Annotated in this window: 20 protein-coding genes and 1 tRNA gene; 13 read left to right on the top strand and 8 right to left on the bottom strand. The window is 68.2% G+C overall.

Features of this window, described 5'->3' with window-relative positions:
* Window positions 1-318: 318 nt before the first annotated feature.
* Window positions 319-407: transfer RNA gene (locus tag ACLJOO_RS12395), tRNA-Ser, on the bottom strand.
* A gap of 241 nt (window positions 408-648) precedes the next feature.
* On the opposite strand from ACLJOO_RS12395, the gene ACLJOO_RS12390 reads away from it, so the two are divergent.
* From ACLJOO_RS12390 to ACLJOO_RS12380, 3 genes are all read left to right on the top strand, one after another.
* Window positions 649-1,887: an MFS transporter gene (locus tag ACLJOO_RS12390; protein ID WP_410787036.1), complete on the top strand. Its 1,239-nt coding sequence runs from the start codon at window positions 649-651 to the stop codon at window positions 1,885-1,887.
* Between the two features lie 76 nt (window positions 1,888-1,963).
* The gene (locus tag ACLJOO_RS12385; protein ID WP_410787035.1) at window positions 1,964-3,181 is read left to right on the top strand and encodes an MFS transporter; all 1,218 of its coding nucleotides are present in this window, start codon (window positions 1,964-1,966) and stop codon (window positions 3,179-3,181) included.
* A 246-nt stretch (window positions 3,182-3,427) separates the two neighbouring features.
* The gene (locus ACLJOO_RS12380; protein WP_410787034.1) at window positions 3,428-4,027 is read left to right on the top strand and encodes a gamma carbonic anhydrase family protein; all 600 of its coding nucleotides are present in this window, start codon (window positions 3,428-3,430) and stop codon (window positions 4,025-4,027) included.
* Window positions 4,028-4,087: 60 nt separating this feature from the next.
* On the opposite strand, the gene ACLJOO_RS12375 is transcribed toward ACLJOO_RS12380, so the two are convergent.
* From ACLJOO_RS12375 to ACLJOO_RS12355, 5 genes are all read right to left on the bottom strand, one after another.
* A complete protein-coding gene (locus tag ACLJOO_RS12375; protein WP_410787033.1) occupies window positions 4,088-4,999 on the bottom strand; it encodes a sucrase ferredoxin in 912 nt (303 codons plus the stop codon).
* A 54-nt stretch (window positions 5,000-5,053) separates the two neighbouring features.
* On the bottom strand, window positions 5,054-6,355 hold the full coding sequence (locus tag ACLJOO_RS12370) for a cupin domain-containing protein (RefSeq protein WP_410787032.1): 1,302 nt from the start codon (window positions 6,353-6,355) through the stop codon (window positions 5,054-5,056).
* Window positions 6,352-6,927, bottom strand: coding sequence for a BatC protein (locus tag ACLJOO_RS12365; RefSeq protein WP_410787031.1), 576 nt, complete (start codon window positions 6,925-6,927; stop codon window positions 6,352-6,354). Before ACLJOO_RS12365 ends, ACLJOO_RS12370 begins: the two co-directional genes overlap by 4 nt.
* An 88-nt stretch (window positions 6,928-7,015) precedes the next feature.
* On the bottom strand, window positions 7,016-8,080 hold the full coding sequence (cobC, locus tag ACLJOO_RS12360; RefSeq protein ID WP_410787030.1) for an Rv2231c family pyridoxal phosphate-dependent protein CobC: 1,065 nt from the start codon (window positions 8,078-8,080) through the stop codon (window positions 7,016-7,018).
* Between the two features lie 55 nt (window positions 8,081-8,135).
* The gene (locus ACLJOO_RS12355; protein ID WP_410787029.1) at window positions 8,136-8,927 is read right to left on the bottom strand and encodes a carbon-nitrogen hydrolase family protein; all 792 of its coding nucleotides are present in this window, start codon (window positions 8,925-8,927) and stop codon (window positions 8,136-8,138) included.
* A gap of 60 nt (window positions 8,928-8,987) precedes the next feature.
* Between ACLJOO_RS12355 and ACLJOO_RS12350 the strand changes: the two genes are divergently transcribed.
* The 3 genes from ACLJOO_RS12350 to ACLJOO_RS12340 are packed head-to-tail and all read left to right on the top strand — an operon-like array spanning window position 8,988 to window position 11,414.
* A complete protein-coding gene (locus tag ACLJOO_RS12350; RefSeq protein ID WP_410787028.1) occupies window positions 8,988-9,527 on the top strand; it encodes a molybdenum cofactor guanylyltransferase in 540 nt (179 codons plus the stop codon).
* A gap of 32 nt (window positions 9,528-9,559) precedes the next feature.
* Entirely contained in the window at window positions 9,560-10,420 is an 861-nt protein-coding gene (locus tag ACLJOO_RS12345) for a phosphotransferase family protein (protein WP_410787027.1), read from the top strand.
* Between the two features lie 16 nt (window positions 10,421-10,436).
* Window positions 10,437-11,414, top strand: coding sequence for an NAD(P)H-quinone oxidoreductase (locus ACLJOO_RS12340; protein WP_410787026.1), 978 nt, complete (start codon window positions 10,437-10,439; stop codon window positions 11,412-11,414).
* Here the strand turns inward: ACLJOO_RS12340 and ACLJOO_RS12335 are convergent.
* On the bottom strand, window positions 11,404-11,820 hold the full coding sequence (locus tag ACLJOO_RS12335; RefSeq protein WP_410787025.1) for a VOC family protein: 417 nt from the start codon (window positions 11,818-11,820) through the stop codon (window positions 11,404-11,406). The genes ACLJOO_RS12340 and ACLJOO_RS12335 overlap by 11 nt on opposite strands.
* Window positions 11,821-11,893: 73 nt before the next feature.
* Here ACLJOO_RS12335 and ACLJOO_RS12330 point away from each other — a divergent pair, with 73 nt between their 5' ends.
* The 6 genes from ACLJOO_RS12330 to ACLJOO_RS12305 all read left to right on the top strand — a co-directional run bounded on the left by ACLJOO_RS12330 (window position 11,894) and on the right by ACLJOO_RS12305 (window position 17,806).
* Complete coding sequence (locus tag ACLJOO_RS12330; RefSeq protein ID WP_410787024.1) at window positions 11,894-12,466, top strand: TetR/AcrR family transcriptional regulator; 573 nt, start codon at window positions 11,894-11,896, stop codon at window positions 12,464-12,466.
* Between the two features lie 33 nt (window positions 12,467-12,499).
* Window positions 12,500-13,087, top strand: coding sequence for a PadR family transcriptional regulator (locus tag ACLJOO_RS12325; protein ID WP_410787023.1), 588 nt, complete (start codon window positions 12,500-12,502; stop codon window positions 13,085-13,087).
* The gene (locus tag ACLJOO_RS12320; RefSeq protein ID WP_410787022.1) at window positions 13,084-13,800 is read left to right on the top strand and encodes an ABC transporter ATP-binding protein; all 717 of its coding nucleotides are present in this window, start codon (window positions 13,084-13,086) and stop codon (window positions 13,798-13,800) included. The genes ACLJOO_RS12325 and ACLJOO_RS12320 overlap by 4 nt, the downstream gene beginning before the upstream one ends.
* Window positions 13,800-16,412: an FtsX-like permease family protein gene (locus tag ACLJOO_RS12315; protein ID WP_410787021.1), complete on the top strand. Its 2,613-nt coding sequence runs from the start codon at window positions 13,800-13,802 to the stop codon at window positions 16,410-16,412. Before ACLJOO_RS12320 ends, ACLJOO_RS12315 begins: the two co-directional genes overlap by 1 nt.
* 169 nt (window positions 16,413-16,581) lie before the next feature.
* Window positions 16,582-17,112, top strand: coding sequence for a CGNR zinc finger domain-containing protein (locus ACLJOO_RS12310; RefSeq protein ID WP_410787020.1), 531 nt, complete (start codon window positions 16,582-16,584; stop codon window positions 17,110-17,112).
* 85 nt (window positions 17,113-17,197) lie between these two features.
* Window positions 17,198-17,806, top strand: a complete 609-nt coding sequence (locus ACLJOO_RS12305) for a bacterial proteasome activator family protein (RefSeq protein WP_410787019.1) — start codon at window positions 17,198-17,200, stop codon at window positions 17,804-17,806.
* A gap of 4 nt (window positions 17,807-17,810) precedes the next feature.
* On the opposite strand, the gene ACLJOO_RS12300 is transcribed toward ACLJOO_RS12305, so the two are convergent.
* Window positions 17,811-18,620 (bottom strand): HAD family hydrolase, encoded by an 810-nt coding sequence (locus tag ACLJOO_RS12300; protein WP_410787018.1) that lies wholly within the window; start codon window positions 18,618-18,620, stop codon window positions 17,811-17,813.
* A gap of 587 nt (window positions 18,621-19,207) precedes the next feature.
* Between ACLJOO_RS12300 and ACLJOO_RS12295 the strand changes: the two genes are divergently transcribed.
* Complete coding sequence (locus ACLJOO_RS12295; RefSeq protein WP_410787017.1) at window positions 19,208-19,762, top strand: WhiB family transcriptional regulator; 555 nt, start codon at window positions 19,208-19,210, stop codon at window positions 19,760-19,762.
* Window positions 19,763-19,889: the final 127 nt, after the last annotated feature.

Genomic DNA, 19,889 nt, shown 5'->3' with positions numbered 1-19,889 from the left:
GCATTTCCCGCACCGCCGCGCGCCGGCCACACCATCAGGATGCGCCCCGGCTCAGCTCGCGTCACCACCCAGCCCCGCTACGGCCCCGGAGGTGTGTCGAGCAGCAGCCTGCGCGGACCGCGCTGTCCCCGTATGTTCCAGCCCTCACCGCTCCACTTAAGGAGGGCTGGAACATACGGGATCGCGGCACGCATTCTGCACGATCAACCGAAACCAACCGCACATCGCCGGATACAACCGGACACAGCCGGACTCAGATGTCGGGGACGTGCGGTGACGTGTTTGCGCAGGTCAGAGCTGCATTCGAGGCCGTCGGAGCGGAGGGTGTGGGATTCGAACCCACGATGACGGTCACCCGCCATACCGGTTTTCAAGACCAGCGCACTCGGCCGCTATGCGAACCCTCCTGGCGGTTGCCGCCGAGGGTTGAGGATACCGGGTGGAAACGGAGTGCGGGGGTGGGGAGGGGCCGGTATGGTCGGCGCAGCGGCAGGCGCCGCTGAGGGTATGGACGGAGGTGGGAGCAATGTCTGGGTCGTTCGAGGGCATCGCACACACCGTCCGGTCGGCGCGCTGACGCGCTGACCGGGCGAACCGGCCGGCTGGACAGCCGGCGTCCATCGCTTCGTCATGCCCTCAGGAGTTCCCATGCGTTCCCTCGGTGCGTACGCGTTCCCGTCCGAGCTCGGACCTGACTTCCGCAAGATCTTCCCGGCCGCGATCATCTCCAACCTCGGCGACGGCGCCCTGGCCGCCGCCGGCCCGTTGCTCGTCGCCTCGATCACCGCTCAACCTGCAGCGGTCGGTGCCGCCGCCTTCGTTCAGCAACTGCCGTGGCTCCTCTTCGCTCTGTTCAGCGGCGTTCTCGTCGATCGGCTCGACCGCCGGTTGATGATCGTTGCCGCGGACACCTTTCGCGCGATCGTCCTGGCCGCGCTCGGTCTCGCCGTACTGCTCGACACCGCGCCGCTCTGGGCGGTCTACCTCGCACTGTTCCTTCTCGGTACGGCGGAGACGCTGGCAGATAACGCATCCGGCGCGTTGCTGGTCAGCGCCGTACCGAAGGATCACCTCGGCAAGGCCAACGCTCGACTGTTCGCCAGCGGCACCGTCCTCCAGCAACTCGGCGGACCGCCGTTGGGCGCGCTGCTGTTCGCTGCGGGCGCCGGCATTCCCTTGGTGTTCGACGCCGTCACCTTCGCCGCCGCAGCGACCCTGATCGCTCGCGTCGCCGTTCGTCCGCCGCTGCCCGACCACTCCACTCGCGCAGCCCTGTTGCATGAGGTGCGTGAGGGAGTGCGCTGGCTCTGGCATCACTCCGGCGTACGGACGCTCGCGCTATCGATCCTGGTCATGAACATCACCTTCTGCGCCGCCTTCGCGACCTGGGTGTTGTTCGCGCGCGAGCAGCTGGGGCTGAGCGAGACGCAGTTCGGCCTGCTCATGTCTGTCGGTGCCGTGGGCGGTGTTCTCGGTATGCCGACGTACCACGTCCTGGAGCCACGTGTGGGGCCCGTGACCCTCCTCCGCGCCGGACTGGTCATCGAGACGACGGTCCACCTGATCCTGGCGCTCACCAGGAACCCGTGGGTCGCCGGCGTGACCATGGCGGTGTTCGGCGTCCACGCGGTGGTGTGGGGCATCGTGTCGACTACAGCGCGTCAACTGGCCACACCGGACGCTCTGATGGGCAGGGTGAACAGCGTGTACCTGCTGGCCTCAGTGGGCGGTGCCGCGATCGGCTCCGCGCTAGGCGGCGTACTGGCGCAGCAGTACGGTCTGGCCGCGCCGTTCGCGATCGCCTTCGTCGCAATGGTGGTGATGACGGCGGTCGCCTGGCGACCACTGCGGAACGTCTCGGTACGGCGCGTGGGCGCGACCGACTGAAATCGGATGGAATGGGCTGGCGAGCGCTTGCTACGGTTCGCCAGCCGCCGAAAAGACCCGATGGGAGCGCTCCGCCATGCCCGCAGCCGCGTCACTCGGCCTCCCGAACGTCCGCGGCCGGGTCCCACTGCTGGCCGGTCTGGCGATCGACTCGTTCGGTGGCGGCTGCGCCGGGCCGCTGCTGTTGCTGTTCTTCAACAAGGTCGCCGGCATCCCGCTCGGGACCGCCGGCGTGATGCTGACGGTCGCGACGCTGTTCTCCATCGCGGCGCCCGCCGCGGTGGGTCTGGTTATCGACCGCGTCGGACCGCGGAACCTTGTCGTGGCTGCGCAGTTCGCTCAAGGCCTGGCCTTCACGGGCTTCTTCTTCGGGCGGTCGATGTGGCTGCTCTTCCTGTGCGCGCTGGTCACGACGACCGGCCAGCGGGTGTTCTGGTCGGCGATCTTCAGCCTGCTTGCGGACGTGGCCGACGAGGGCGAGCGGGACAAGTGGTTCGGCCTGGGCGGGATGATGCAGGCCGGTGGCCTCGCTCTGGGTGCGCTGGTGGCCGGCTGGCTGCTGGCGATCGGCGGGGACGCACCGTTCCTGTTCGCGATGGCCCTCAACGCGGTGACGTTCTACGTCGCCGGGCTGCTGCTCCTGCGGCTGCACCCGTCGCACCACGAGCGGACCCACCAGGACACCGGTCCGGCGCCGTTGCTGCGCAAGGACAAGACGTTCCTGGCACTGATCGGCGCCAACACCTTGCTGGCGCTCTGCACAATGATGCTCGGCGTCGGCGTACCGGTGTACGTCACTGAGGCGCTGACAGTGCCGAAGTGGCTGGTCGGCGTACTGATCGCGGCAACGGCTGTTGTGTTGGCGACCGGTCAGACGCTCGTCGTGCGGCATACCGAGCAGCGGCGTCGTACGAACGTCATGGTGGTCGCTGGGATCACGTACGCCGCGTGGGCGTTGCTGATGGCTCTGCAGGTGCACATCGCTGCCGGATGGGTTGTGCCGGTGCTGGTGCTCGCCACGGCCTGCTACGCGTTCGCCGACGTACTGCACGCGGCGACGAACAACGCGCTGTCGGCCGTGATCGCGCCTACAGTCGGGCGGGGGAAGTACCTGTCGTACTGGCAGTACTCGTTCACCTTCTCGAGCGTGCTGGCGCCGGCGTTCTTCGCGCAGCTCTTCGAGGTGGATCACGAGCTGCCGTGGGTGGCGCTCGCGGTGCTCGCGCTGGTGGCGAGTCTGACGATCTATGTGCTCGCCCGGGTGGCTCCGCGGTTGAGCTCCGAGCGCATCTGAGCGGACCTGAGCGGCTGATTCCTGACCTGTCAGGATGCGTTGCATCTGATCGAACATCTGTTCTAATGTTGGCTCAGTTCGCGGTTCTCCACCCGGATTGTCCGCCGGACCGAGCCTGCCACCTCCGACGTGGACGGCCCGGAGGACACCGCCGCCCGGGTTGTGAGGACCCGGGCAGTGGAGAGTCCGCACAACCCATCTTGGTACAAACTGGAGCGAGGTGATCACGCGACGAGAGGACAGCAGATGCTGCTGGAACATCGCGGCCGTCGACCGGTCGTGCCCGAATCCGCGTACGTCGCCCCATCGGCCGTGCTCTGCGGTGCCGTCGTCCTCGGCGAATGCAGCAGGGTCCTGCACGGTGCGGTGCTGACGGCGGAGAACGGCGAGATCCGGCTCGGTGAGAACAGTGTGGTGATGGAGAACGCCCTGGTGCGCGGCCGGGCCAACCATCCCGCGCTCATCGGCGACGCGGTCCTGGTAGGTCCCCATGCACATGTCAACGGCGCCACGGTCGAGGACGAAGTCTTCATCGCCACGGGCGCCGCGTTGTTTCCCGGTTCTGTCGCCGGCGCAGGCGCGGAACTCCGGATCAACAGCGTGCTGCACGTGAACTCGCGGCTGGAAGCAGGCACGGTCCTCCCGATCGGATGGATCGCCGCCGGCGACCCGGCCCAGCTCTTCTCCCCCGACCGGCACGAGGAGCTGTGGCAGATCCAGCGCGACCTGGACTTCCCGGGCACGGTGTACGGCGTCCCTCGCGGTACGCCCATGCGCGACATCATGGCGCGCCAGTCAGCGTTCTTCGGCGAACACGCTTCGGACCGCCCGGCAGACCCGACCTGATCCCTCAGGTGACGGTCAGGCAGTAGTCGGGCCGCGGTTCAGGCAGTAGTCGCGCTGCGGTCAGGCGGCGGTCAGGCTGTGGAGTTCGAAGTGACGGATCTGGGCGGGAGAGGAACCTGCGCAGGTCAGGCGGGCGTCGACCGTGGCGAGGCGGGCCGAGACTTCGACGGCGATCAGGCCGTTGGTGGATGCGAGGAGGATTCGCCAGCGGTGCTCGCCGAGGACTTCAACGGCATGCGGGAGGAGGTTGTCGACCGCGGGTGAGTGACCGGCGGCGCGAGCGAAGTGCTGGGCGGCTTGGACGGGCGGAACGAACGCACCTGATCCACGGAGGAGATCGGGTACGACGGAACCCTCGTCGTACTGCTCGGCGAGTTCGACGGCGCGGGCTGCTGCGACCTGCCCGTAGAACAGGCCGTGCGGCAGCACGACCACGTTCGCGGCGAATCGGTCACCACCGATGTGGCTGCATTCCCAGGTGCGTTCTGGGTATGCGGCGGTCAGCGTCGCAGCGACCGGACGTCCGCGTACGGCGCAGCATGCGTCGTGCCGTCCGTGCGTACACACGAGGTAGACGGGCTCATTGCTCATCAGTCCCGAGTCGTTGCCGGCGAGGACCTGCAGTAGGTGTTCGTCTGTCGGCAGGTCGCCCCAGCGAATGAGTTCGCGCCCGGGGCGGCAGTCCACGAGTGCCCACCGCCGGGGAGCAGTTTGATCGATGCGGCCGTAGCGGCGGATGAGGACCGGCCGGGTCTTCAACTCGCGGCATCGCTGCGCAATCACATCGCCCAGTTCGGCACCGGACGAGCTGTTTCGAAGGGAGGTCAGGGCTTGGCGGGGCCAGGCGGAGCGGGACTCGATGAGGAGCCAGCGCTCGGCGGGTGGGGCGGTCGCAGTCAGGGCGTCGTGACGGCGGTCGGCTTGCGCCGCGCAGCCGGTCTCCGGACGGTATCTGACATCACCGACGTCCACGCCACCTCACGATACGGTTGCCGACTTCCCCTACCGGGTGATCGCCCGCGGCGGTCACTGGGTGGTGGCGACTAAGACTGCCTCGGTGAGGAGGCGGCGGACCAGTACGAGTTGGTCGGCGTCGTCGAGGCCGGGGAGGTTTCCTACCTTGCAGTCGGCGCCCGAGACGAGTTCCGTGACGGCTGCGGTCGTGGCGGGCGGGAAGGTGATGGTTCGGTCGGGGAGTTGGAGGACGAGCGGGTCGCCGGGGATGAGGCGGCAGCGGAGGCCGGCGCGGAGGCGGACCGTCGTACCGACGTACAGGGAGGCGATGGACGCGGCGTGTGCCAGTGGTGGGAGTGGAGCTGGGCGGTTGCTGGACCAGGTACGGCGGCGGAGGCGGTTGGCCAGTGCGTCGGGGGTCGCCGTACGGAGCTCCTGCGTGAAGAGTTCGATCACCTGCGGCAGGACCTGGGCTAGTTGCTCCGGGTCGCCGGGGTCGAAGCCGAGAGGTAGCGCGGTGCGCAGGGAAGGCTGATTCGCAGCGAGTGCGGCCAACTCCTGGACGAGCAGGTAGCGCGTCAGTGTGTGCAGTCCGACGGTCAGGTGTGCGCTCACACCACCCAGGGCCTTCGCCGAGTGCAGGAAGCCACGGGGCACGTATAGCGCATCGCCAGGACGGAGGACCTCGTCGATCACCGGTGCCTGGTCGCGCGCCGCAGCTTCAACCGCTCGCGCGTGGTCGGTCCACGGCTGGTTGCGGAGCGGGTCGAGGTGGACTGGCTCGTGTACGGTCCAGTGCTTCTCGCCGGCTACTTGGAGTACGAACACGTCGTGTACGTCGTAGTGCGCGGAGAACCCCTGGGACTCGGCCGGGGTGATGTAGGCGTTGACTTGTACCGGGTGGCCCGCGTCGGCGGATAACTGGGTGGAGAAGTCGACGAGTGCCGGCCAGGTCCGGTGGAGTGCCTGCAGTACGACGGTGTGGCCGCTGGCGAACAGGGCGGCTACCTTGTCGTCTCGTACCTGGTCTGGGATCTCCGCACCGGCACCGGCTGGTCCGGTGAACTGGTTGTCTCCGACTACTGACCCGTTCTTGGCGATGCGTAGGAACGGCGTCCGTAGGCCGCGGCGGGACAGGAGTTCATCTGCGGCGTCGAGACTGAACAGGTCGTCGTACGGCGCGGGCAGGTCGGGGCCGTGGGACAGGAGTGCCTGCGAACCCCAGTAGATGTTGGCGAACTCGTCCAGATCTCCTGCTACACAGCGCCGGAGTGCCGGGCGTTCGTCTCGCAACTGCTCACCGCCATCGGCGGCCGACTGCTCGGCCGGATGGTTGCTCTGCGGGAACGGCCCGGCCTCCGGCACGGTGGTCACCAGCTCCCGGAGTTCCCGCCGGCGCCGCCGTCCGCGCCTCCATCGGCCCCACCATCAGAACCACCCGCAGCGCCACCCTCGGACCCACCAGAACCCGAGCCTTCACCGCCACCAGCGCCACCGTCGGCACCGCCATCGGACCCGCCAGCGTTCGCCCCGCCGTCCGCAAGACCTTCGCCGTCACCACCCTCAGAGCCACCGGACCCCGAGCCTTCGCCGTAGCCGCCACCAGCGCCACCGTCAGCACCGCCATCGGTCCCGCCAGCATTCGCGCCGCCGTCCGCGGTACCTTCGCCGTAGCCACCGGCCCCGCCGTCAGCTCCTCCGTCGGTCCCGCCCGGGTTCGCGCCGCCGTCTGCGGTGCCTTCGCCGCCGGCACCACCATCTGCTCCACCGTCGGCGCCGCCGTCCGAGGACTCCTCGCCGTACCCGGCGCTCCCGCCACCGGGAGCAGCGGTCGAGCCGCCGGCTGTGGTGTCGTTGCCTTCGCTCGAGTCGCCGCCGCCCGAGCCTCCGTACTCGCCGGCGCCACCTTCGGACGAGGTGTTCATGTCGTCATCGTTGAGACCCATTGTGCTGCTCCCTTCGCGAACGGCCAGAACGTTGCCCAGGGCATACCAACCGGGGCACTGGTCATCTTGTGCGCAAAGTGGACCTCAGCTAAACCCCCCTGCGCGTTACAGCGCCAACTCGATTACGCGGCAGCAGATCCGACAGCACCTTCACGAATCCGTCGGTCACATCCTCAGGCCGTACGGCGACCCGCAACCAGTCCGTCCCGAGACCCGGGAACGTATCCCCACGCCGCACCGCAAACCCCTGCACACGCAGAGATTCCCGCACCTCGGCCGCCCCAGGAACATGCAAGAGAACGAACGGCGCCCGCGCCACGCCGTACGTCGAAAGTCCGTGCACCGTTCCGAGACTGTCAAGCAGATGGACACGTTGGCGTTCGATGTCGAGTGCAGCCTGGGCCGCTTCCGCGACGGCACGCTCGTTGCTGCAGGCAATTGCCGCCGCAAGTGCAGGAGTGGACACCGGCCAGTGCGGCTGTACCGCGGCCAACTGCTCGATCAGACCCGCGCCGGCGATGACGTACCCGACCCGCAACCCCGCGAGTCCCCACGTCTTCGTCAAGCTCCGCACCACCACGAGGCCAGGGATCGACGCGCCGGCGAGCGACTCGGGCTCACCGGGTACGGCGTCCATGAACGCCTCGTCGACGACCAGGATCCGGTCGGGTCGCGCCAGCTCGCGCAGGTCGTCGGCGCGGTGCAGCACCGATGTCGGGTTGGTGGGGTTACCAATGACAACGAGATCAGCATCGGCCGGTACGGCGGACGGGTCCAGCGTGAACCCGTCCTCGGGCCGCAGGATCACCCGGTCGACCAGGTGCCCGGCCGAGCGCAGCGCCGCCTCGGGCTCGGTGAACTGTGGATGAACCACGACCGGATGCCGCGGCCGGAACGCCCGCGCGATCAGGACGAACGCCTCTGCGGCCCCCGCAGTCAACAGCACCCGGTCCGGGGCGACACCATGTCGGTGCGCGACCGCGGCAACGGCTGCGTCCTGCCGCGGGTACGCCGCCAGTTCGGTCAGGCTCGCCGTGATCGCGTCGAGCAACCAGGGCGGGGGTGTGCCCGCGCGGACGTTGACGGCGAGGTCGACCAGCCCCTCACCGACTTCGAGATCGCCGTGATGCTCCAGATCAAACCCATCCGCCACGCCCTGGAGGCTAACGGGTCAGCCAGTTTTTCGGACCAGCCGGTCCGCGCACTGGTCAGCGCGGCGTGACGGAGTACCGGCGGTTCTGCAGGGACGGGTTGCGCTTGCGTACGTCGGCCAGCCGCTCGGCTGTGATCTCAGCGAACACATGTCCGTCTGCCTCACCCACAGACGCCAGTGCGATGCCCTGCGGGTCGATGACCTGGCTGAGACCGCAGTACTTCTTGCCGTTCTGTGCAGCCGCTGCGACGTAGCAGGTGTTCTCGACAGCGCGTGCGGTGAGCAGTGTGGTCCAGTGGTGTTCCTTGAGCGGTCCGCGGACCCAGGCGGCCGGAACGACGAGCACCTCGGCGCCGGCGTCGATGAGCGCGCGGGAGAGCTCTGGGAAGCGCAGGTCGTAGCAAGTCATCAGACCGAGCGAGTGCTTGCCGACCTGGACCACTACCGGAGCTACGTCACCAGGTGTCAGCTGGTCGGACTCCTTGTACCCGAACGCGTCGTACAGGTGGATCTTGCGGTAGGCGCCGAGCAGTACGCCGTCCGCGCCGACAGCAAGGAGTGTGTTGTACGGACGATGCTGGTCGCAGCTGCGTTCGAACATCCCGGCCACGATCGCCACGCCGTTCTCGACCGCAGCCTTCCGGAGCGTTGTGACGAACTCGCCGTCGAGCGCCTCGGCTGCCTCCGCCACCGACTCCCCCTCGACCGCGAAGTCGGACATCATCGCTTCCGGCAGCACGACAACGTCAGGCCCGCCCAAAGCGGCGTCCGCGACCAGACGGCTGACCGCGTCCCGGTTGGCGGCCTTGTCGTAGCTGCTGGCGGTCTGCACCACGGCGATCCTCATCTCTCCATGGTGCCGCAGAAGCGGCAGGCCCACGACCGGGGCAGATGCGAGACTGCAGGAGTGGAGTTCGATGCGATAGTGCTGGCGGGGGGAGGGTCCACTCGGTTCGGTGGGGTGGACAAGGCGATGCTCGTGCTCGACGGGATGTCCTTGCTGGATCGGGTGTTGACGGCGACGGCAGGGGCCGCCTCGACTGTTGTGGTGGGGCCGGTGCGTACGACGTACCGAGAGGTGGACTGGACGGTGGAGGACCCGCCGTCGGGCGGACCGGTTGCGGGGCTGGCGGCTGGACTGGCCCACGGGAGCGCGCCGATTGTCGTGGTGGTGAGCTGCGATCTGCCGTGGATCACCGAAGAGGACGTGACCGGGCTCGTTGCGGGGCTTGGCAACCACGCCGGGTTCGGTCTGCGCGACACCGACGGCCAGGAGCAGCAGCTCGCGACCGCGTACCGGCGTACCGCGTTGGCGAAGGCGATCCACGACGTCGGCGACCCGAGGGACAAGTCGGTACGCCGTACACTCGCCGGCCTCGACCTCGCGTGGACCGAACCGACCCACGCAGGTGACGACGTCGACACCTGGGCAGACCTCGACGACTGAAAACCGCTGGACGGTGTCCGTAGGTTCGACGCATGGATGTCGCGCAGCTGGTGAGGGACGTCGTCGGGCTCGAGGTCAGCGAGGTCGTGGAGCGCACCGGCGGGCAGTTGAGCACCGTGTACGAGGTGCGTACGTCCGCCGACCCAGTGATCGTGAAGGTCTACGCGCCGGACTGGCTCTGGAAGCAGGCCAAGGAAGTGCACGTCTACGGGATGCTGGAGCAGGAGCTCGCCGGCTCGATCCCACGGGTGCTGCATGTCGGCGACGGTGTCACGATGCTGTCGAAGCTCGACGGCGTTCCGCTGTCCGAGGCTGAGCCGCCGGACTGGCGGGCGATGTACACGCAACTCGGCGAGCTGTTGCAGCGCGTTCACCGCATCGCGCAACCGGCGTACGGCTATCTGACCGATCAGATCCTCGATCCGCTGCCGGACAACGATCAGTACATGCGACGACAGTTCGCGAAGAAGCTGCAGGAGTTCGAGCAGCTCGGCGGCGACCCTAAGCTGCACGCCGAGATCACCGCCCACGTCGAACAGCACGCGCACCTGTTCGCGGACAACCCGGCAGCCGTCCTGTGTCACAACGACTTCCACGAAGGCAACATCCTCGTGGACCCGACGACCTGGCGCGTGAACGGGTTCATCGACGTGGAGAACGCGATCGCCGCCGATCCGCTGATCGACCTGGCGAAGACGATCCAGTACTCCGCCCACGACAACCCCGAGAAGCTCGCGGGCCTCACCGCCGGGTATGGCGCCGTGCCCGAGGACCGGATCGACCTCTACCGGCTCTATCACTCGCTCGAGCTATGGGACTGGTTCCAGTCGATAGGCGAGACCACTTACCTCGACTCCATCGCGCAAGACCTGGCGAAGCTGGTCGAGCGCTGAGGGTAGGTTGGGCAGCATGCGAGCTGTCGTGGTGGATGGTGCCGGTGGAATCGACCTCCTGGGGATCGGCGAGATCCCGGACCCGGAACCGGCCGTCGACGAGGTCGTCATCGACGTCGTCGCCGCCGGCGTGAACCGCGCCGACCTGCTCCAGCGGCAGGGCTTCTACCCGCCGCCGCCGGGCGCTCCCGGCACGATCGGCCTCGAGGTGTCCGGCCGGATCGCCGCGGTCGGCGCCGAGGTCGAGGGCTGGTCCGTCGGTGACGAGTGCTGCGCGCTGCTCGCCGGCGGCGGGTACGCCGAGAAGGTCGTCGTACCCGCTCCGCAGGTGATGCCCGTGCCGGACGGTCTCGACCTGGTCAGCGCGGCCGCACTGCCCGAGGTCGTCGCGACTGTCTGGTCGAACATCTTCATGACCGCGCATCTCAAAGAGGGCGAGACCCTGCTGGTGCACGGCGGCTCGTCCGGGATCGGCACGATGGCGATCCAGCTCGGCGTCGCGCACGGCGCGCGGGTGCTGACCACGGTCGGCTCCAAGGAGAAGATGGAGTTCTGCACCCGGCTCGGCGCGGACGTCGCGATCAACTACAAGGAAGCCGAGTGGGCGTCGGTGGTGAACGAGGCGACGCACGGCGCGGGCGCCGACGTGATCCTCGACATCATGGGCGCGAAGTACCTGACCGACAACGTGAAGTCGCTCGCGTACGACGGGCGGCTCGTGGTGATCGGGATGCAGGGCGGGGCGAAGGGCGAACTGGACCTCGGGCGGCTGATGAGCCGGCGCGGATCGGTGATCGCCACCGGCCTGCGGTTCCGTTCGGTCGCGGACAAGGGCCGGATCATCGCCGAGGTCGTCGGCCACGTCTGGCCGCTGATCGCGGAGAAGAAGGTCCGTCCGATCGTGCACTCCACGTTCCCACTCGCCGAGGTCGCGAAGGCGCACGAAACCCTCGAGAACTCGACCCAGCTCGGCAAGGTCCTCCTCACTCTGTAGGCAGGTTGGCGGCGACCCATTCCGGGTCGGGTTCGACCAGTTGGATCACGTCGATCCAGGTGCCGGCTGGGTCGCGGACGAAGAAGTGCCGTTGGCCGAAGACCTCGGTCTTCGGGTCGCCCTCCAGCTCGACGCCGCCCGCACGCAGCACGGCGGCCGTCTTGTCGGCGTCGTCGACGATGAAGCCGAAGACGTTCGTGCTCTCGGTCTGCGCCGACACGGCGGCCGGGATCGTCGGGTGGCCGCGCTCCATGATCGCGAGCTCCCAGTCCGCCGTGCCGCGGCGAACCGTGATGAACCAGCCGAGATCGATCCCGATCTGCAGGTCGAGGTACTGCGTGTAGAAGGCGGCGACCTCCGAGGGGTGGTCGGTGACGACGGTCGCGCCGAATGCCGCGGGTTGCATCTGGTCTCCTGACTACTACAGCTGTTGTTGTTGTGTACGACAGTTGTAGTGGAACTCTGCTAGCCTTGTCAATATGCCCCGGAATCCGGAACGCCGTACCCAGCTGGCCGACGCCGGCCTGGCCGTGCTCGCGGAGGCCGGCGCCCGCGGCCTGACGCACCGAGCCGTCGACGCCGCCGCCGGGTTCCCGGCCGGTACGGCGTCCAACTACTTCAAGACCCGCGACGCCCTGCTCGGCGCGCTCGGCGAGCGGATCTTCGAGCGCCTCGCCCCGGACGAGGCCGTCCTCGCACCGCTCGCCACGCGCGAGCCGGGCCTCGAACTGATGACGGACTACGTGCACTACATCGTCGAGCGCCTCCTCGGCCGCCCGGAGCTCACGCTTGCCCTGCTCGAGCTCCGCCTCGAAGCTGCCCGGCGCCCCGGCCTGCACGAGATCCTGTCGCGCACGCTCCGCCAGGGCTTCGACGCCGACGTCGCCTTCAACGCGAACGCCGGCCTCCCGGGCGGCGCCGAGGAGATCCGCCTGCTCCATTTCGCCATCGACGGGCTTGTCCTCGACCAGCTGACCCCGGGGACCGGACGCCCGTACGACGTGGAGGCGATCACCGCCCGCCTGGTACGCCGCCTGACCCGCGAGGATTGACGACCGCATACCCAGTATGCATACTCAGTATCCATGTCGATCAAGCATGGATTGCTGGCGCTGCTCCAGGACGAGCCGAAGTACGGCTACCAGCTGCGCGGTGAGTTCGAGGCCGCCACCGGGGCGACCTGGCCGCTGAACATCGGGCAGGTGTACACGACACTGACGCGCCTCGAGCGCGACGGCCTCGTCCGGCCCGCGGCCGTCCGGGCGGCTACCAGTGAGGGCGACGGCCGGTCGATGTACGAGATCACCGACGCCGGCCGGAGCGAGCTGGCGAACTGGTTCCAGACCCCGGTCGCCCGGGAGTCGCGCCCGCGGGACGAGCTCGCGATCAAGCTCGCCCTGGCGCTCGCGGTGCCGGGCGTGGACGTCAGCGCCGTGGTCCAACGGCAGCGGATGTCGACCATGCAGTCACTGCAGGAGCTCACCCGGCAGAAGCGCAACAGCGCGGAGGGCGAGATCTCCTGGCAACTGGTCATCGAATCGATGATCTTCGGCGCCGAAGCGGAGATCCGCTGGCTCGATCACTGCGAGGCGATGCTGTTACGCCACCGCGGCAAACCACGGCCGGCTCCCCAGAGGTACGACGTACCGGATGAGCAGGAGGCGCGCTCATGATTCTCGACATTCGCCAGCTAACGCGGACGCACGGTCAGGGTGAGCAGGCTGTGCATGCCTTGCGGGGCGTGGATCTGGCGGTTGCGCCAGGGGAACTGGTTGCCGTGATGGGCCCGTCCGGGTCCGGCAAGTCGACGTTGCTCACCTGCGCCGGCGGTCTCGACCAGCCGACCGCGGGTGAGGTACTTGTCGACGGCAACGATCTCACCACACTCAGCCGGAACGCCGTGGCGGCGCTGCGTCGGCGCCGGATCGGCTACGTGTTCCAGGACTTCAACCTGATCCCGGCGTTGACCGCGGCCGAGAACGTCGCGCTTCCGCTGGAGCTGGACGGCACCCGGAGTCGGTCTGCCCACAAGCACGCCGTCACCGCATTGCAGGAAGTGGGTATCGAGGAGCTCGCCGACCGCTTCCCCGACGACATGTCCGGTGGCCAACGGCAACGAGTGGCGATCGCCCGCGCGATCGTCGGCGAGCGCCGCCTGCTGCTCGCGGACGAGCCGACCGGCGCGCTCGACTCCGACACCGGTGAGGCCGTACTGCGTCTGCTCCGGGATCGCTGCGACCAGCACGGAATCGGCGGCGTCCTCGTCACCCACGACGCCCGGCACGCCGCGTGGGCCGACCGCGTGGTCTACCTGCGCGACGGCGTACTGGTCGGACAGGCAGGCCCGCTTCCGGATGCGGATGCGTTGCTGCAGGAGAGCCGCTGATGGGCCAGTGGGCTGCGCCGCTGCGGATCGCCCGGCGTACGGCGCGAAGATCCCTCGGCCGCACGCTGCTGGTCGCGGCGCTGATCGGCCTGCCGGTGCTGGCTGCGACCTGGCTGGGCATCGTCTTGAAATCCGCAAGCCCGAGCGGCGAAACGCTGGCCAACAACACCATCGGACGCGCGGACGGCCGGCTCGATGTCACGCAGTACGGCAAGCTTCAGGTGCCGCCGGGCCAGGAGATGCTGTACGGCGAACCTCCGCCGGCCGCGGGTCACGACAAGGCGGTCCGGACACCGTCGACGTTCGACCCGAGCCCGCTGCTCCCGGCCGGGACGAAGCTGGCCCGTCTGTTCGTCGACTCCGGCATGGTGGAGGTCCGTGTCCCGGACTCGAAGACCACGGTCACGCTGCTCACGGGCGACGGCGCGAACCCGCTGACGACCGGGACCGTCAAGCTCGACAAGGGCCGGCTGCCGGCGAAGGCTGACGAGGTCGCGATCTCGCCTTCGCTGGCCGATAAGCTTGGCCAAACCAACACAGTCGAGAGCACCAACGGCAAGAGCTACGCCGTCGTCGGCATCGCGCGGATGCTCACCACGCAGAGCACGCCGGCGATCTTCGCGACGCCGGACTCCACGCTAAACGAGGTCGATCCGACGCGCACGGTCCAGTACCTGGTCGACCTGCCGGACTCGGCCGATGCCAACCAACTCAGCACCGACCTGGTCAACCAGGGTCTGTTTCTCTTGCCGCGAGCAACCATCATCGATCCGCCGCCGGACCCGTACGGCACCACCGCCGACGACATCGGCCCGTACGCCGCGATGGCGCTGGTGATCGGCTTCGGCATCCTGGAGATCGTCCTGCTCGCCGGTACGGCGTTCGCAGTCGGCGCCCGCCGCCAAACCCGCGAACTCGGGCTGGTGATGGCCGCCGGGGGTACGCCGGGCGACGTCCGACGGATCGTCGTGATGCAGGGTCTGTTCGCCGGATTGGTCGGCGTGGCCGGCGGACTGGCGATCGCCGGCATCGCGGCGTTCAGCGCGAAACCGGTCTGGGAACGGATGACGGATTCGATCTTCACGGCGTGGCAGATCCCCTGGGGCACGATCGTGGCGATCGCGCTCCTCGGTCTCGGCGCCGGACTCGCCGCTGCCGTCGTACCGGCGATCACTGCAGGACGACAGGCGCCGATGGCTGCGTTGTCCGGCCGGTTCACCGTGACTGCGAAGGCGGCGCGGATCCGGATCGCCGCGATCGTCCTGCTGGCAGGCGGGCTGGTGTGCGTGTTCGCGGGCAGCGCGATGATCGCCGCGGCGTTGAGGTCGGCGCGGCACTCGCCGCTGGGTCAGGAGGCGACGGCCACGCCGAGCGGTCCGGTCGCGTTGGTGCTGCTCGGGATCACCGCGTCGGTCATCGCACTGGTGTGGATGTTGCCGAGTCTTGTCGTCAAGGTCGCCGGCCTGGCGCGGTCGCTGCCGTTGAGCGGCCGGATGGCGATGCGCGACGCCGCGCGGCACCGCCATCGGACAGGTCCCGCGACGGCCGCGATCATGATGGCCGTCGCCGGCACCGCCGCGGTCGCGTTCGCCGCGTCCAACTCGATTGCGGCCGACGCGGCGCAGTACACGGCAGCCGGTCACCAGGGCGATGCTGTCGTCCGGTTCACCGGCGACGAATCCGGTGGGATCACGTATACGCCGCAACTCGCCTCGCAGCTGGCCGGGTCGCTTCCGGTCCGGAAACAGTACGAGCTCGGATACGTTCAGTTGGCGAACACGAAAGCCAACCAGTACGGCTATACGCCGGTCCTGGCCGTCGCCACCCCGGAGAACGGATCGGGTATGACCGGGATGCCGCTGCAGGCAGCTGACCCCGCCTTCGTCGAACGCTTCGGTGAATACGGCGCCAAGGTGGCGGCGGCGATGCGCGACGGCAAGGTGGTGGTTCCGGACGTCAAGCTGGCGCTTGGGCAAAAGGTTGCCATGCACAACGATGACGAGGACAAGTACCTCAAGAACCTGGACGCGGTGTCGTTCGGTCCGCCGCCCAGGGTCCAGTTCTTCCGCGACACCGCATTGATCAGTCCGGACACGGCCCGCCAACTGGGCACGATCAACGTCAGCGAGGTGCATTTCGAGCTGACCAGGGAGCCGACCAAGGACGAACTCGCCGCAGTCGCGCGGACGCTCGGGACAGACCAGGCGCTGCAGGTCGAGAAGGGGTACCAGAGTCCGGCGCGGCTCTTCCTGATCGGGATCGTGCTCGCGGCGACGGTGGTCACGCTGCTCGGCGTCGCGATCTCGGTGTCGTTGTCAGCGGCCGAGGGACGGGCCGATCTGGCCACGCTGGCGGCGATCGGTGCGCCCCCGAGGCGACGGCGGTCGCTCGCGGCAGCGCAGGCGTGGGTACTCGGACAGCTGGGCTGCGTGCTGGGCGTGGGGGTCGGCGCGCTGTACGGCTACACGGCGCACGCCGCGTTCGGGTCACCGCACTTCGTGGTCCCGTGGGCGGAGATCGGCGGCATCGTGGTCGTCGTACCACTCTTCGCCGGTCTCCTCGCCTGGCTGCTGACGCGATCCCGCCTACCGATGGTCAGCCGCATCGACTAAGGCGATCTCCGGGTAGGCGACTGGGTACGGCGGTGTGCTTGTGATGCGCCATTGACCGCAAGCACACCGCTGGTACACGACCAGCCCTTCGCTCACGTGGTGGCTCGAGATCGCGGACCAGCGATGACGGTGGAGGTCAGTCATGGATCCATCGTGATGTAATGGCATTATGCATCTCAACCCTTACGGCGCGGACGCGGTCCTGCTCGCGGTGAACCTGGTGACCCGCCCGGCGAACACCCCGGACGAGTTGGCCGAGCGGTGCGAGGAGAGCGGCGTCGAGAGTCGCCTGGTGCGCGAGCGGCACGTGACCGCCGCGGACCTGGCCGCCGTACGCACGGCGCTCGACGAATGGCTGCTGGTGGTGGACGCACCGGACGAGCAGGCGCGGGTCGACCTGGTGAACGCGATGCTCGCGAAGTACACCGAGCATCCGCGCCTCACCAATCACGCCGGCGACGGCTGGCACATGCACTACCGCCCGGACCACGTCCCTGTCGGTCGGCTGGTCGCGACACTGATCAGCACCGGTACGGCGTTGCACCTGGCCGGCCGTGGCATCACCCGGCTCGGCCGCTGCGCCACCGAAGGCTGCGACAACGTGTACGCCGACCTCTCCCGCACCGGACGCCAGCGCTATTGCAGCCCCGCCTGCGCCAACCGGGACGCCGTACGCCGCCACCGCGCCCGCACCTCATGACCAACTTTGAGAACCCACCAACCAGAAATCGGGACCGCAGATGGTTGGTGGGTTCTCAAAGTTGACCCCGGCCTAGGATGGGCAGATGAGTGAGAGCAGCAGCGAGGATCGGGAAGTTCCGATGGCGGGGGCGCAGACCGAGGACGGCAAGGTGCTGATCGTCGGCCCGGACGGCATGGCCGTCGAGGGACCGCCGCGCTCCGACGACGACGAGCGCGACGACGAACCGCGCTCGGTGACCGAGCTGGTCGAGCAGCCGGCCAAGGTGATGCGGGTCGCCAACATGATCCGGCAGCTGCTGGAAGAGGTGAAGTCGGCGCCTCTCGACGAGGCCTCCCGGGCACAGCTGCGGGCGATCCACGAGGCGTCGATCAAGGAACTCGAGAGCGGCCTCGCACCGGAACTGGTCGAGGAGCTGGAGCGTCTCAGCCTCGACTTCACCGACGACAGCACGCCGACCGAGGCCGAGCTCCGGATCGCGCAGGCGCAGCTGGTCGGCTGGCTGGAAGGCTTGTTCCACGGCATCCAGACGGCGTTGTTCGCGCAGCAGATGGCCGCGCGTCAGCAGCTGGAGCAGATGCGCCGCGCACTGCCGGGCGGCCAGCAGCTGCCCGGCGAAGAGCACCCCGGCTTCCCCGGCGCACCGCAGGCCGGCAACACCGACGGCCCGGGCAGCGGCGGGATGTATCTGTAACGCCTTATTTCAAAGGCTGGAAGAACTCTTCGAGGACGGCGGCGACGCCGTCCTCGTCGTTTGACGGGGCAGTTTTGTCCACCACTGCGAGAACTTCGGGATGCGCGTTCGCGACGCCGTACGACGTTCCGGCCCAGGCGAGCATCGGCAGATCGTTGACCGAGTCACCGAACGCGATCGTCTCAGCAGCCGAGATCCCTTGTGTGGCAGCGAAATCGGCCAGCATCGAGGCCTTCGAGACCCCGCTCGCCGAAATCTCCACCAAACCGTGACCTCCGCTGTGACTGGCCGTCACTCGTTGGCCCACCAACGGATTCACGAGGCCGAGTAGTTCGTCGGCGTGCATGCTCGGATGCCGGACCAGCAGTTTTGCGGCCGGCTCCGAAAGCAGTTCCTCCACCGCGGCGATCAAGGTGTCGTCCGGTTTCGGCCAGCGATTCAGGTAGACCGGTTCCTGTCCGTAGCGGTCCGGTCGCTCGATGGCGAACTGTACGTCCGGAATCGCCGCGCGGATCGCCTGCGCCACCTCGAGTGCGACCGCGGGCTGGATCAATCGGGTCCGAATCGCCTTACGGCGCAGGACGTCGTACAAAATGGAGCCGTTGGCAACAATCGCGACACCGTGGTCGCCGACCAGGTACGACAGGTCGTGCAGCCAGCGAGGTGGCCGGGCGGTGACCATCACGAAAACACTTCCGGCCTGCTGCGCCGCGAGAACCGCGGCGCGGGTCCGGTCCGACACGGTGCCGTCGCTGCGGACGAGCGTTCCGTCGAGATCGGTGGCTATCAGGCGGGGGTTTCGCGGGGCCGTCACCGGGTAACGATATCGCCACAGTGCGTTGGTGCGAGCCGGTCGCGCACTACCCTTCCAAGTGCCCCGGGCGCAAGCGGTCAGCCAGCGGATTGAGACCTTTTTGAGGTTTCTCGTTGAGCTTTTGACAACGTCATCAGACCGTTACGGCAGGATGCTGCAAAGGCAGCAAGTTCCCCTGCGCCACCCGGTGGGCGCGTGATTTCATGCGGAGGTCTGGCGGGGAACCGGGGGCTGTTCGGCCGCGTCATATGCGTGTTCTGGATCAGCGCGACTGATGCCGCCCCACCCTCGGAACAACACACAAACGTCGAAGAACTGTTGTGGGATTGGCTGCAACCAAAACCGCGGCAGTGACGTCAACAGTTATGGATCGGTGCGTCCCGCGCCCGGGACGACACGGTGGGCCGGCAACAAAGCGCGGGTCCATCAGCTAGCGGAGCCGTGCGGGCGAACGTCGTTCATCGTTCGTTCATACGGATCTTGATACTTGGGGAGCCTTGATGATCGTCAACAGCGCCAATCTAGCGGGGCCGGGGGGCAGTAGCTCTCGAGCGGCTGTCGACACATGTTCCAACGGGGAGGGGGCAATGACCGGCTGCATCGCGCGTTCCGACATCTTTCAGCACCGCCTGATGGAGGAGCCGCCGCCGGCGTCCGCGACCCGTCGTACGAGGGAGCGGTACGAGCAGCTTGTCCGCGAGGCCAAGACGCTCTGCGCGTCGTGCCCGCTCTTCACGGACTGTCTGTACAGCGCCGTCGCCGAGCACGACGTGAGCGGCTTCGTCGCCGGAACCACTGCTGTACAACGGCGTTCGATCCGCAACCTGCTCGACGTCGAGGTGCAGGCGGACGACTTCGACCAGCTTGCCGGCGCGCGGGGCACCCGCCGTCCGGTCAGCCACGAAGAAGTCCTGCGGCTGCGCACGCAGTACCCGAACGACAGCCTGGAGTCCCTGGCCATGCGGCTGGGCTGCTCGCTGTCGACGGTCAAGCGGCACCTCCGGCGGGCCCGTCGCGGCCAGAGCCCGGCAGCCAAGACGCCGCGGCCGCGGCCCGAGGTCGACGCCGTGCTGGACGCGTTCGACACCGTCGTGGACCAGCAGCACCAGCCACGCCGTACCGGCAGCAGCCGAGTCGCCTGATCCGATACTCGGCCCGCCAGCGGACTATCGGACACTGGCCCGGACGCCCTGTAATTACAGGGGGTCCGGGCCTTTCGCTTGCCTATGGCACGTGGCTTGTCAAGTGGTTTCGGTTCTGACCGAAAGG

Source organism: Kribbella sp. C-35 (genome assembly GCF_046549195.1).
GTDB lineage: Bacteria > Actinomycetota > Actinomycetes > Propionibacteriales > Kribbellaceae > Kribbella.
Note: the sequence above shows the minus strand (reverse complement) of the source record. Positions and strands in the feature narration are given on the sequence as shown.

Coding starts and splice junctions, on each gene's coding strand:
- ACLJOO_RS12345 (WP_410787027.1), top strand. CDS start 9,560: ATGGATGTCGCGCAGCTGGTGAGGGACGTCGTCGGGCTCGAGGTCAGC.
- ACLJOO_RS12330 (WP_410787024.1), top strand. CDS start 11,894: ATGCCCCGGAATCCGGAACGCCGTACCCAGCTGGCCGACGCCGGCCTG.
- ACLJOO_RS12335 (WP_410787025.1), bottom strand. CDS start 11,820: ATGCAACCCGCGGCATTCGGCGCGACCGTCGTCACCGACCACCCCTCG.
- ACLJOO_RS12305 (WP_410787019.1), top strand. CDS start 17,198: ATGAGTGAGAGCAGCAGCGAGGATCGGGAAGTTCCGATGGCGGGGGCG.
- ACLJOO_RS12310 (WP_410787020.1), top strand. CDS start 16,582: ATGCATCTCAACCCTTACGGCGCGGACGCGGTCCTGCTCGCGGTGAAC.
- ACLJOO_RS12385 (WP_410787035.1), top strand. CDS start 1,964: ATGCCCGCAGCCGCGTCACTCGGCCTCCCGAACGTCCGCGGCCGGGTC.
- ACLJOO_RS12355 (WP_410787029.1), bottom strand. CDS start 8,927: ATGAGGATCGCCGTGGTGCAGACCGCCAGCAGCTACGACAAGGCCGCC.
- ACLJOO_RS12340 (WP_410787026.1), top strand. CDS start 10,437: ATGCGAGCTGTCGTGGTGGATGGTGCCGGTGGAATCGACCTCCTGGGG.
- ACLJOO_RS12390 (WP_410787036.1), top strand. CDS start 649: ATGCGTTCCCTCGGTGCGTACGCGTTCCCGTCCGAGCTCGGACCTGAC.
- ACLJOO_RS12295 (WP_410787017.1), top strand. CDS start 19,208: ATGACCGGCTGCATCGCGCGTTCCGACATCTTTCAGCACCGCCTGATG.
- ACLJOO_RS12315 (WP_410787021.1), top strand. CDS start 13,800: ATGGGCCAGTGGGCTGCGCCGCTGCGGATCGCCCGGCGTACGGCGCGA.
- ACLJOO_RS12380 (WP_410787034.1), top strand. CDS start 3,428: ATGCTGCTGGAACATCGCGGCCGTCGACCGGTCGTGCCCGAATCCGCG.
- ACLJOO_RS12365 (WP_410787031.1), bottom strand. CDS start 6,927: ATGGGTCTCAACGATGACGACATGAACACCTCGTCCGAAGGTGGCGCC.
- ACLJOO_RS12320 (WP_410787022.1), top strand. CDS start 13,084: ATGATTCTCGACATTCGCCAGCTAACGCGGACGCACGGTCAGGGTGAG.
- ACLJOO_RS12325 (WP_410787023.1), top strand. CDS start 12,500: ATGTCGATCAAGCATGGATTGCTGGCGCTGCTCCAGGACGAGCCGAAG.